This window comes from Flexivirga sp. (genome assembly GCF_035551235.1).
Classification (GTDB): Bacteria; Actinomycetota; Actinomycetes; order Actinomycetales; family Dermatophilaceae; genus Flexivirga.
The window spans coordinates 1-11442 of the sequence record NZ_DASZNO010000018.1 but is presented as its reverse complement, the minus strand read 5'-3'; the positions used below and the strand labels follow the sequence as shown (position 1 = coordinate 11442).

Below are 11442 nucleotides of genomic sequence, written 5' to 3'. Positions count from 1 at the left end.
GCGAGCCGCACCCGCATCGACCAGGTCACCGGTGGCGGTGGTGGCGCCGTGACCATTGAGCAGGTCCTGCAGCCCCATGGTCAGTAGCACGGTGGCGGCGCTGGCCTGGGTGCCCTCACCGGTCGCCGCCCGAGCACCGGCCCCGACGAGCTCCATGAGCGCGTCGGCCCGCCGCTTACCCGGTGACCGTTCATCACGCACCGCCTCACCCGAACCTGAGGGCGATTTGGTCTCCTGCGGCTCATTGTCAGTGCGGAGGCCGAACGCTTCGCCTGTCCCGCCGGTACGACCAGCCGGGGAAGTGCCCGCAGCACCGTCAGCCTCGCCGGTCGTGTCGTCTGCGTCTTCCGGGCCAGCCTTGTCGGTTCCGTCCGGCTTGTCGTCGGCGGGTTTGGCCGGCCGTGGTGCGGATTTCGCAGTGATCGCTTCTTTGAGGATCGCGGCGTTCGCCGGGGACAACTCCGCCACGAGTCGGGTCATCCCGGTGGCGGTGGTGGACCAGGTCAACGATTCGGTGCTCTCTCGTTTCTCGTCCTTGTCCGAGAGTTCGTCGGGGGCGAATTTCGCGATGATCCGCCGGGTCAACTGGGTCACCCCGGCAGCGCCGAGGGCAGGGTCGAGTTGCAGGAACCAGCCGAGGATCTCGTCCCGGCCCGCGGTCGGTATCACGGGTCCCACCTTGTCGGCTTGGGTCAACGCGGTCCGTGCGGATTCGACCGAACAGGCGCCGTTCCGCAATGCTCCCGCGATGACGGAGTTCTTCCGTGCCCGGCATGCGTCGGCGACGGAGGCCATCGCCCGGACTGTTTTCGGTTCGACCGGCACCCCGTCGGCGAGGTGGCCCATCAGCCATTGGCTGGTGGTGGCGGCGTCGGATTCGACCACGGCACGCCGTTCGACGGCGTCGGAGGTGACGACGGTGGCGACTTGCGCGGACCGGCCATGCAACCGCAGCAGGACCGACACCAACTCGCCTTCCTCGGCGGCTCCCAGCTGGTGCATCGCACCGGGAACCTCATCCAGCAGCCCCGCCAGCGCGTGCAAACCGGCGAGCACTTCGGGTCCGCGACCGGGCTCCGCTACGAGGGCGTCGGGGACTGCCTGGTGATCAATGTCCATGGCGTGAATCCTCTTCCCCTGTAAGCGTTTTCGCTTAACTACAGGATACTGGAAGAGGGTGTCAATCGCTAGCATTTCATCGAACAAAGTTCGGTATTCCTGGTCGACTCGTTGTAGCGCTCATGGGCGTCGGCTGCTGGGTTCGAGATGTGGGCGCGCCGGTGCGGGCAATGCCCGGGACGTCGAAGTCGCCGATCTTGGTGGTGCCATCGCTGGCGTATACCGGGACGGAATGAATGTGACCCTGGTCCTGCCGTGACCACTTCTGCGCCTGTGCGGGGCTGGTCGGTGCAGGGCCGTCGAGTTCTGCGGCGTGGACATATCCCTGCTTGCCGTTCGTCGCCACGACGGCGATGAGGTCGGGCTCTTGGCCGCGGTCATTTGTAACGCCATACGTCAGCGCCCACCACAGCCGGCGCAGAGCACGAACACTGATATGCGCTTGTCGATCGAAGCGAGGTCCGGTCATGTTCTCGCGGGCTACGATCCTGAGGTGCAGATCGTGAGCGGTGCCCGGTCGCCGGTGGCGCGTAGTTCGCTCGGTGCCGGTGCTATTGCCGCGGGAGCGAGTGTTCCTGCGTTGCTTGCTGTGCTGCCGCTGACTCTTGGGTCAATCTGGTATGTCGCGGCGGACGAGAACCGGGAGTTCTTGACCACCGGCCGCGCCGTGTGGGGACTCGTGTTGTTCTCCACTGGCCTGCTGCCATTCATCGCGTTCGCGGTCGCGCTGGTCACGGCTCGGGTGTCCGGCTCGTCGTGGGCGGCCGCACTCAACCTGGCCGCGGTCTGGCTCGGAGGGCTTGGCCTCGTCGCATGCGGTGCGGCGGTGCTCGGCGCTGGCGGGTTCTAGGCGCTGGATCTCAGTCGACGATCTGCTCCGAGGAGGTGCCATGGGACACGACTCTGCGCTCGAGTGGACTGATTTGCGCGGCATCTTGCGTACGGCGGTTGACGACCCGGTCGTCAGCGACTGGTTCTCGAGCGTCATACCCATGACCGACGTTCACCCACCGGTGAGTTCGTGGTCGCAGGTGCTCGACCTCATCGCGGACACCTTTGCCGACAACGTCTACGCGACCACGCGCCGCCGCGATCGTAAGGGCGCCACGTCATGGCACGTATTGGCGACCGATGCCCAGGTCACCGTCTGGGTTGATGTCCTACTTGGCGACCTGTGGACCGACGACGAGGACGACCCGCGGCCAACGATGCCCGACGATGTGATCCGACACTTGCACGCTGCGATCCAACGGACGCGCATCGCCACCTGAAGACGCCCAACTCGCGCACGCGAATACGCAGCCCGAAGAGCGAGGCTGCTCCAGTTGAGGATCCATCTGCGGAGCGTCTGTCGGGACGCCACGGCGGGTATCCGCTGGCGCACTCCTACGGTGCAAACTGTCGCGGCGCCGGCCGATGAGTCAGGTTTCCGTCAGCGGTGACGATCCGAGCGCACGGTCTGCAAATACCGCAGATCCCACCAGAGCATCCCGACGCAAGATGCAAGTGCGATCGAACATACGACTGTCCAGATCTGTGAATGGTCCCTGACCGCCGACGTCAGGTTCAGGGCCATCGTCGCCGAGACAATGAGAACGGTAAGCACGTGGACACGAACCTGACCACGGGTACGCGGTGTGCGCCTCATGCCCCTGATGATGCCATCGCTTCGTTGTTGGAAATCGTCTATCGAGACACACCAGATGGTTCGTACGGATCTGCTCTCAGGTCAGCTGCTTCTCCTCGATCATGAGCAGGTGGAGTACTGCATCGGGAAAGACCTCACGGAGGTCGAGGACAGTGTGCGGGCGACTGCGGGGATCTTGGCCGTCCTAGGTGAGCTGTCGAACCGCGCCGAAGTGGATCTGTTCTCAGACCGGAAGCGGCAGATGCCACCCGACGTCCGTGCCGTCGAGGAGGAATTGATCGCGATCGATGCCCGTCGCGGGGCACGCCCGGGATCGCAGATGGCCCTGGACCTCACCCTCACCGACCCGCACGAGCGGCACCTCTTCGAGAAGTACGCTGCTTGGTCGATCAACGCCGACGTCTTCGATCGGAATGGAGCGTGGATAGCCACCTTCCACGACAGCGGATACTCGCTCTCCTTCGAGATGGATGACGGCCAGCGGTCCGCGCTCGCTCAGCTCTTGCCGGACCTTCCGGTGATGAGCATCAAAGAACTTCGCATGATCCAACACCCGCACCGAGCTCGACTGAAACAGCTGATCGCACGCGTCTGTCGCGACGGACCGCCCTAATGCAGCCGAGTCGCGCAACCGTTCGGTAGACCGGTGGCCATTCGGTCCGTCCGCAGCGTCACTTTTTGACTCTCCGCGTGTCTCCCCCGATGAGAGCCAGTACCAACGGAAACAGAGCGACCAATGGACCAGCACAGATCCACACCCTCGGGACAGGACGCGTCGGAGGAGATCCAGGCGTTGGAGGCGGCCGTGCGCGCCCATGACAGATTGGTGCGACAGTCTCGCAATGCCCCTGTGGACGCCGATTCCGTCGACCCGGTGACGGGGCGACCGGCCGGTGGCGATGCGTATCGCAACGTAGTAAATCTCGCGGACGCGCTCCCTGCGATCAAGCCCAGTAGGGCCGATCCGCCCGACGACAGGAAGCCCGATAAGGCTTGACCGTCTGCACTATTTCCAAGCCGCGGGGCGTCTCATGTGACGTTCCACAGACGGTGAATCCGCACGTCGGGCGCGACCTCGCCAAGTAGCCGACGAGCACCCTCCCGTATGAGTGGTCCAGGCCGTCCCGGGGCACGGATCTTCTACGACGCGGTGCTCTCGACCTGCCTCATCGGGTCGCCCATCGGCAACTCCACGGCGTTGCGGTCGGGCTCAGGCCGGCTTGGTCCAGACGACATAGTTGTTCAGGTGATGCCCGGCCACCATGGGCGACTGGATGTCGCAGGTGACGAGCGTGACGACGGGGGTCGCACTGCCACCCCAGACGCGCTGGTCGGTGGTCAGCTTGGTCTTCGGCACCGACTCCTTGTGGGTGACCCGCAGCCGGACGACCTTGTCGTTGGTGCACGTCACGGCCACCTTCGCGCCGATCGGGACATTGCGCAGGTTGTAGAAGTTGTCTGGGCCGTCATACGTGACGTGACCGGCGATCACCGAGATGCCGTTCTGGCCGGGCTGCGCGGAGCGGTTGTACCACATCGTCGTGTGGGCGGGCGGGTAGATCTGACCCTGTGAGTTGGTGCCCATCGGCACCACGCGCTCGCCGCCGATGCCGACAGACGCGACGGTCAGGCTCTTCGGAATGCACGCTGCGCCAGCGGGATTGGCGATCACGGCGGGTGTGCTGTTGCTGGTCGGGTTCGGCAGCACGGTCGCCTTGTGTGCGCGCGTTGAGTTGCGTGAGCTGCTGCTCGAAGTATGCGAAGGCGTACCCGAGCGCTTGCCCGTGGACTTGCCGGTGGACTTCCCCGAGGCGTGCGATGTGGTCGCCGGCCGGCTGGTGGACGACGACACAGGCGCAGTCGTGCCGACAGCGCTGGTCGGCGGGTCGGTGCTGTCGTCGCCGAGGCTGTGGACCAGCACCGCGCCTCCGGCGATCGCGATGGCCGCGCCCGCGATCATCGCGGCCGTCCCCTTCGTGCGCCGCCGGCTCATGTGTGTGCCCACCGGAACTCCCTCAACCACCCCCGCGACCGCCATGGCCGCTCCTCCGATTATGTATGGCGAACCCGTGAGTTCGCCGGTCGGTTCCATATCGCGTGGCGGGATCGCCCTTGACACGAGAGGTTTACAAACAACATCATTTTGTAAACCTCTCGTGTGATGGGAGTCACAACATGGCGGTGCTGGATGCATCCGGAACTGTTCCCGACGGCTCGACCCAGGCGTGGCGCGACAAGAAGCGATATCTCTGGCTGATCGGCCTGGTGATCCCGTCGGCGTTCGTCTTCGTCTACGTGCTGTATTCGCTGACGGCATGGTCGGTCTTCCTGTGGACCGGCCCCATCCTCATCCTCGGTATCGTCCCGGCGATCGACCTGATCGCCGGCCTCGACCGCAGCAACCCGCCGGACGATGTGATCGAGGCGCTGGAGAACGACAAGTACTACCGGTGGATCGTCTACATGTACCTCCCGCTGCAGTACGCCGGACTCTTCGCGATCATGGCGATCATCGGCGGGATCAACCCGGTCGGCTGGGTGCTGCAACACACCGCCGGTTACGACTGGGCGCTGGCCAACCTGCCGCACCGCCTCATCGAGCCGTGGAACCTCACCGTGATCGACAAGATCGCCGGCGCCATCTCGATCGGCTGTGTCGGCGGCATCGGCATCAACACTGCACACGAGCTCGGTCACAAGAAGGAGAGTCACGAGCGCTGGTTGTCGAAAATCGCTCTGGCGCAAAGCTTTTACGGCCACTTCTACATCGAGCACAACCGCGGCCACCACGTGCGGGTCGCCACTCCCGAGGACCCAGCGAGCAGCCGCGTCGGCGAGAACTTCTACGAGTTCTGGCCGCGCACGGTCATCGGCTCGCTGAAGAGCTCGTGGCGTTTGGAGAAGCGGCGCTACGCCCGACGCGAGAAGCACCCCTTCCGGATCGGCAACGACGTGCTCAACGCCTGGCTGATGTCGGTCGTGCTCTGGGGCGTGATCATCGCGCTCTTCGGCTGGGAAGTGTTGCCGTTCCTGGTGATTCAGGCGATCGTCGGCTTCTCGCTGCTGGAGGTCGTCAACTACATGGAGCACTACGGCATGCTCCGGCAGAAGGTCGGCGTGCCTGGCAAGGTCCGCTACGAACGCGTCAATCCCAGCCACAGCTGGAACTCCAACAACATCGCGACCAACGTGCTGCTCTACCACCTGCAGCGGCACAGCGATCACCACGCGAACCCGACCCGCCGCTACCAGGCGCTGCGCGACTACAAGGAATCCCCTGTGCTGCCAACGGGATACGCCGGGATGATCGTTCTCGCCGCAGTCCCCGCCGTATGGCGCCGGGTGATGGACCCACGAGTGCTCGCCCACTTCGACGGCGACATCTCGCAGGCCAACATCTCGCCGTGCAAGCGCGACAAGATCCTCGCGAAGTACGGAGCCGCCCCCGCCGCAGTTCCGGCGCCGCAGATCGTCGGCGGCGACACCACCGCACACGACCAGTCCGGCGGTCACGGCGGCCGTTGCCCGGGCTGCGGTTATGAGTATGACGAGCGCACCGGCGCACCACGTGAGGGCTTCCCCGCCGGCACGCCGTGGGATCAGATCCCGGACACCTGGTGCTGCCCGGACTGTGGCGTGCGGGAGAAGCTCGACTTCATTCCGATCAGTGCGAAGGAGGTGGCGTGATGCGGATCGTCGCGGACATCGCCCAATGCGAGGGTCTCGGGATGTGCGAGGCGATGGCGCCGGACATCTTCGAGGTCGGGCCCGAGGGGCACGTCGTCATCCACGACGCGTCACCGGACGAGTCACGCAGGCAGGACCTGCAGGCGGCCGTCGACTCGTGTCCGGTGCTCGCATTGACCATGCAGGACTGAGGGATTCGTGACCACGGACCTTCGACGCCTCGTCGTCGTCGGCGCCTCCCTGGCCGGCCTGCGTGCCGTCGAGGCCGCCCGACGGGCGGGCTTCACCGGATCGATCACGCTCCTCGGCGCGGAGCCGCGCGCGCCATACGACCGGCCACCGCTGTCCAAGGCGCTGCTGCAACCCGACGGCCCCGCCGTGGTGCAACCCTTCCACACCGAGGAGCACCTGCGGACCGAACTCGGCGTCGACCTCCGAGTCGGCGCCCCGGCGACCGGCCTCGACCTCGCCGGCCGGCAGGTCGTCGTCGGTGCGGAGCGGGTCGGCAGCCGGATCGACTACGACGGGCTGATCCTCGCCACCGGTGCGACAGCCAACACCTGGCCGCCGGGCGTCGGCGTGCCCGGCGTGCACCCGCTGCGCACCGCCGCCGACGGGCTCGCGATCCGGGCCGCACTCGATGCGGGGAAGCGGGTCGCGATCGTCGGCGCCGGCTTCATCGGCTCCGAGGTGGCGTCCGCCGCTCGGGCCCGCGGACTGCCGGTGACGCTGATCGAGGCCGCACCACAACCGCTGACCCGCTCGGTCGGGCCGGCCGTCGCCGAAGTGCTCACCGGGCTGCATCGGTCCGCCGGCGTCGATCTGCGCGTCGGCACCCAGGTGACCGAAATCCACCAAACGGGTTCGGGTGTCACGGGATTGAGCCTCAGCGACGGGACGACGGTGCCGGCCGAGCTCGTCGTGCTCGGCATCGGCGCCCGACCCGCGACCGACTGGCTGCGCGACAGTGGACTGGCGCTGCACCGCGACGGTGGCGTGCTCGTCGACGCGACCCTGGCAACCTCCGCACCCGGGGTGTATGCCGCCGGCGACGTCGCCCACGCGCCGCTGTCCGTCTTCGACGGCGACGTGGTGCGGCTGGAGCACTGGACCAGCGCCGCCGAACAGGGTGCGGCGGCCATGCGCAACCTGCTCGACCCCCTAGCCGCCCGACCGCTGCAGACCGTGCCGTACTTCTGGTCCGACTGGCACGGGCACCGGCTGCAGTTCGTCGGTGTGCCGACCGCCGACGAGGTCCACGTCATACGCCCTGAGCCGGAGCGGTTCCTCGCGCTCTACCGGCGCGGTGAGCGGATCGTCGGCGCGTTCACGATCAACGGACGGCGGGAGATCATGCGCTACCGCCGCCACATCGTCGGGCGCGCGCCCTTCGAGGCCGCACTGACGGAGGCGGCCACTCCGGCCGCGGTCTGACACACCGCCATGCCGATCGCGCGGTATGACGGAGAACGCGTTCGGCATGGCACCGGCCTCGTGCCGGGCCCCCCGCCATACCGATCGCGTCGTATGGCGCGCGCCAGGCATGGCGCCGGTTTCCCGGAACGTTCCGGCCATGCCGAGCGCGATGTTTAGACTCGCGCTCGTGACCACGGCTCCGGCGAACGGCGAGGACCTGCGCACCCGCCTACTCCGGGTCGCGGCCACGATGACGATCGCTCAGGGCTGGTCCAAGATCACCATGGCCCGGCTGGCCGACGAGGCGGGGGTCTCCCGGCAGTCGGTCTACAACGTCTTCGGCAACAAGCCCGCCCTCGCTCAGGCCCTGGTCATGGCCGAGCTGACCGTCTTCCTCGGCAAGGTCGTCGACGCCTTCGAGCGCGGCGGCGACGATCCGGTGGCGGCGATCCACGACGCGGCGCTCGCGGTGCTGCGGCTGGGCCGTGAGAACCCGTTGCTCCGTGAGGTCATCGCCGGATCGCACGGCGCCAACTCGGAGTTGCTGCCGTTGCTCACCACCGATGGTGCGCAACTGCTGGACACCGCGAAGCAGGTTGTCACCGACGGTGTGCTGAGCTTCCAGTTGCCGTTGAACCGGGAGCAGTTGGACGTCGGGGTCGACGTCATCGTGCGCACCGTCCTCAGCCACGTCATCCAGCCCAGCGGGTCACCGGAGGAGACGGCCGACGGCATCGCGTGGATCGCCGGAGCCGCACTGCGCGCCGCCCAGTGAGGCGCCGGGCCGCGCTGTGGCTCCGGGCCGCACAGTGACGCGCACGGACACGAACACGCTCAGCGTCGCGAGGCAGCCCGCTGCAGGCCGCGCATGCCGCTGCGCATCATCGCGGCATGGTTGGCGATGAGCACCGGCCGCGCGACGAACGAGGAGGCGAGCCGGCCGACCAGTCCCGGCACACCCAGCCGCACCTCCTGCGTGTAGTCCAGGATCGTCCGTTCCGGCCCGTCCGCGCGCAGTGCGAACTGCGACCAGCCGACCAGGTCGCCGCTCAAAGTCGCTCGTAACACACCGGATTCGGCGTCGACCAGCTCCGTGGCCAACTCGATGCGGAGTGTCAGCGGAAGCACACTGCGGATCTCGGCGCACCCGTGCGTGTCGTCATACGGCGTCACCGACCGGATCTGCGGCCACCACTGCGGCCAGTGCTCCGCGTCCTGGAGCACCTCGAAGACGGCGTCCCTCGCAGCGGCGACGCCGTGACTGCTGGCGAAGCGGAAGAGCCGGGTGGTCACCTCGGAAGTCGCACCGTCAGTGCTCCGCGCGCTGCGGCGAAGCGGACCGCGTGCGCCGTGCCGATCACGTCGCCGTCGACCTCGACCCGTTGCGGCGTCCCGACGTGGACGGTCAGTTGGTCGACCTGCGCCCGGGTGAACTGCTCGGAGTCCTTGTGGGAGCGGGTCAGGACCTTGCCGATCACGGACAGCCAGCGCACTCCGCCGCCCTTGACGACCACCACGTCGAGCAGCCCGTCGTCGACGACGGCGTCCGGCATCAGCTTCATGCCGCCCTGCAGCATCCCGCAGTTGCCCGCGAGGACGGCGGTGATGTCGCGTGAGAGGACCGGCCGGCCGGGCACGTCGATGCGCGCCGGGATCAGCTGGTGGCTCAGCTGGCGCAGGCCCGCCACGAGGTATGCCGTCCAGCCCAGCCGCGACTTCAGCTTGTCGGTCGTGTCCGCCATGATGTCGGCGTCGCGGCCGACCCCACCCATCACGAGTCCGATGTGCTCGGAGTCGAATTCGCTCGAACCACGCGAGTCCAGGGAGATCCGGATCGCGTCGATCGGGGAGTCGGTGCCGGAGAGTCCGACGCGCAACGCATCGGCATACTTGTTGATCGGCAGTCGGAGTTGCCGGGCGAAGAGGTTGCCGGTGCCGCCCGCCAGGACGGCCAGCGGGGTATCGGTGTTCAGCAGCGCCGAGGCGACGCATCGGACCGTCCCGTCGCCGCCGAGGGCGGCCACCAGATCGACACCGTGCGCGAGCGCCTCGCGTGCCTGACCCTCGCCGGGCTCCGCAACGGTCGTCTCGAACCAGAGCGGCTCGGCCCAGCCGTACCCCTGGAGGACAGCGGTCAGCTCGTCCCGCAGGCGCCGCAGATCCTTGACCTTCGTCGGGTTGACGACAACAGCGGCTCGTTGCACCGACGCCACCTTTCGTTACTCACCGGTCATAAAACTTCGGCAGACGTTATCGGGTTGCACGCGCGCGTGGTGCGCCGCGTAGCCTGCCTGTCGTGATCGACATCAAGCTAGTGCGTGACAACCCCGACCTCGTGCGTGCGAGCCAGCGTGCCCGCGGCGCCGACGAGGGCCTGGTCGACCAGGTGCTCGCAGCCGATGAGAAGCGACGCTCGTCCATCAATGAGTTCGAGAGCCTGCGCTCCGAGCAGAAGACCGTCAGCAAGGCGGTCGGTGCCGCCATGGGCAAGTTGAACGCTGCCCGCAAGGCCGGTTCGGCGGATGTCGACATACTCCAGAAGGAAGCCGATGACGCCCGCGCCAGGGCGACCGAGCTGTCCGCCCGGGTGAAGCAGCGCGAGGCGACTGCCGACCAGGAGGACAAGGAGTTCACCGCGCTCATCCGCGAGCTGGACAACATCGTCATCGACGGAGTCCCTGCCGGCGGCGAGGACGACTTCGAGACCCTGGAGACGGTCGGCACGCCCCGCGAGTTCGACTTCGAGCCGCTGGATCACCTGGCGCTCGGCGAGAAGCTCGACGCGATCGACATGGAGCGTGGCGCGAAGGTCAGCGGCTCGCGGTTCTACTTCCTCAAGGGCGCCGGCGCCCGCCTGTCCAACGCGCTGATGGCTTACGCGCAGAGCGTCGCCGCCGAGGAGGGCTTCACCCCGCTCATCGTGCCGACCCTGGTCAGCCCGGCGACGATGGGTGGCACCGGCTACCTGGACGCGCACGAGGACGTCTACCACCTGGAGTCGGCCGACCTCTATCTCACCGGCACCAGCGAGGTGGCGATCGCCGGCTACCACACCGACGAGATCATCGACCTGAGCAACGGCCCGTTGCGCTACACCGCCACCTCGACCTGCTACCGCCGCGAGGCCGGCTCCTACGGCAAGGACACCCGCGGCATCTTCCGGGTGCACCAGTTCACCAAGACGGAGATGTTCGTCCTGTGCGACCCGGAGCAGGCGGTCGAGGAGCACCAGAACCTGCTGCGCATCGAGCGCCGGTTGCTGGACGACCTCGAGCTGCCCTACCGGGTGATCGACGTCGCCGCCGGTGACCTCGGTGGTTCGGCCGCGCGCAAGTACGACTGCGAGGCGTGGGTGCCGACCCAGGGCCGCTACCGCGAGCTGACCTCGACCTCCAACTGCACGACCTTCCAGGCCCGGCGGCTGCGGGTGCGGATGCGCGACGGCGAGGGCACCGTCCCGGTGGCGACGCTCAACGGCACCCTGGCCACCACCCGGTGGATCGTCGCCATCCTGGAGAACCACCAGCAGGCCGACGGGTCGGTGCGGGTGCCGGCCGCGCTGCAGCCGTTCC

Annotated in this window: 13 protein-coding genes; 8 read left to right on the top strand and 5 right to left on the bottom strand. The window is 67.4% G+C overall.

Annotated features, from left to right (window positions below; translation table 11 throughout):
- Both VG502_RS03095 and VG502_RS03090 read right to left on the bottom strand, forming a co-directional pair.
- Positions 1–1119 (bottom strand): DUF222 domain-containing protein (locus VG502_RS03095; RefSeq protein ID WP_325548558.1); only part of this gene is annotated, 1119 nt, incomplete at its 3' end.
- A 76-nt stretch (positions 1120–1195) separates the two neighbouring features.
- Positions 1196–1588, bottom strand: coding sequence for a hypothetical protein (locus tag VG502_RS03090; RefSeq protein WP_325548557.1), 393 nt, complete (start codon positions 1586–1588; stop codon positions 1196–1198).
- 24 nt (positions 1589–1612) lie between these two features.
- Here VG502_RS03090 and VG502_RS03085 point away from each other — a divergent pair, with 24 nt between their 5' ends.
- The 3 genes from VG502_RS03085 to VG502_RS03075 all read left to right on the top strand — a co-directional run bounded on the left by VG502_RS03085 (position 1613) and on the right by VG502_RS03075 (position 3380).
- Positions 1613–1969, top strand: a complete 357-nt coding sequence (locus VG502_RS03085; protein WP_325548556.1) for a hypothetical protein — start codon at positions 1613–1615, stop codon at positions 1967–1969.
- A gap of 142 nt (positions 1970–2111) precedes the next feature.
- Positions 2112–2390, top strand: a complete 279-nt coding sequence (locus tag VG502_RS03080) for a hypothetical protein (protein ID WP_325548555.1) — start codon at positions 2112–2114, stop codon at positions 2388–2390.
- A gap of 375 nt (positions 2391–2765) precedes the next feature.
- On the top strand, positions 2766–3380 hold the full coding sequence (locus tag VG502_RS03075) for a hypothetical protein (protein ID WP_325548554.1): 615 nt from the start codon (positions 2766–2768) through the stop codon (positions 3378–3380).
- A 597-nt stretch (positions 3381–3977) separates the two neighbouring features.
- On the opposite strand, the gene VG502_RS03070 is transcribed toward VG502_RS03075, so the two are convergent.
- Positions 3978–4772: a class F sortase gene (locus VG502_RS03070; protein WP_325548553.1), complete on the bottom strand. Its 795-nt coding sequence runs from the start codon at positions 4770–4772 to the stop codon at positions 3978–3980.
- Between the two features lie 170 nt (positions 4773–4942).
- On the opposite strand from VG502_RS03070, the gene VG502_RS03065 reads away from it, so the two are divergent.
- The 4 genes from VG502_RS03065 to VG502_RS03045 all read left to right on the top strand — a co-directional run bounded on the left by VG502_RS03065 (position 4943) and on the right by VG502_RS03045 (position 8645).
- Positions 4943–6454 carry a fatty acid desaturase gene (locus VG502_RS03065; protein ID WP_349255595.1) on the top strand — a complete coding sequence of 504 codons (1512 nt, stop codon included), beginning with the start codon at positions 4943–4945 and terminating at the stop codon, positions 6452–6454.
- The gene (locus tag VG502_RS03055) at positions 6454–6645 is read left to right on the top strand and encodes a ferredoxin (RefSeq protein ID WP_325548559.1); all 192 of its coding nucleotides are present in this window, start codon (positions 6454–6456) and stop codon (positions 6643–6645) included. The genes VG502_RS03065 and VG502_RS03055 overlap by 1 nt, the downstream gene beginning before the upstream one ends.
- Before the next feature lie 7 nt (positions 6646–6652).
- Entirely contained in the window at positions 6653–7888 is a 1236-nt protein-coding gene (locus tag VG502_RS03050) for an NAD(P)/FAD-dependent oxidoreductase (RefSeq protein WP_325548552.1), read from the top strand.
- Positions 7889–8057: 169 nt separating this feature from the next.
- On the top strand, positions 8058–8645 hold the full coding sequence (locus VG502_RS03045; RefSeq protein WP_325548551.1) for a TetR/AcrR family transcriptional regulator: 588 nt from the start codon (positions 8058–8060) through the stop codon (positions 8643–8645).
- A gap of 59 nt (positions 8646–8704) precedes the next feature.
- Here the strand turns inward: VG502_RS03045 and VG502_RS03040 are convergent, their stop codons facing one another.
- Positions 8705–9163 carry an SRPBCC family protein gene (locus VG502_RS03040; RefSeq protein ID WP_325548550.1) on the bottom strand — a complete coding sequence of 153 codons (459 nt, stop codon included), beginning with the start codon at positions 9161–9163 and terminating at the stop codon, positions 8705–8707.
- Positions 9160–10074 (bottom strand): diacylglycerol/lipid kinase family protein, encoded by a 915-nt coding sequence (locus VG502_RS03035; protein ID WP_325548549.1) that lies wholly within the window; start codon positions 10072–10074, stop codon positions 9160–9162. Before VG502_RS03035 ends, VG502_RS03040 begins: the two co-directional genes overlap by 4 nt.
- 92 nt (positions 10075–10166) lie before the next feature.
- Between VG502_RS03035 and serS the strand changes: the two genes are divergently transcribed.
- Positions 10167–11442 (top strand): serine--tRNA ligase (gene serS / locus VG502_RS03030; protein WP_325548548.1); only part of this gene is annotated, 1276 nt, incomplete at its 3' end.

What these genes read in the sequence shown, in the direction of transcription:
- VG502_RS03090 (WP_325548557.1), bottom strand. Translation starts at nt 1,588, where the DNA reads ATGACCGGACCTCGCTTCGATCGACAAGCGCATATCAGTGTTCGTGCT.
- VG502_RS03055 (WP_325548559.1), top strand. Translation starts at nt 6,454, where the DNA reads ATGCGGATCGTCGCGGACATCGCCCAATGCGAGGGTCTCGGGATGTGC.
- VG502_RS03080 (WP_325548555.1), top strand. Translation starts at nt 2,112, where the DNA reads ATGACCGACGTTCACCCACCGGTGAGTTCGTGGTCGCAGGTGCTCGAC.
- VG502_RS03065 (WP_349255595.1), top strand. Translation starts at nt 4,943, where the DNA reads ATGGCGGTGCTGGATGCATCCGGAACTGTTCCCGACGGCTCGACCCAG.
- VG502_RS03075 (WP_325548554.1), top strand. Translation starts at nt 2,766, where the DNA reads ATGCCCCTGATGATGCCATCGCTTCGTTGTTGGAAATCGTCTATCGAG.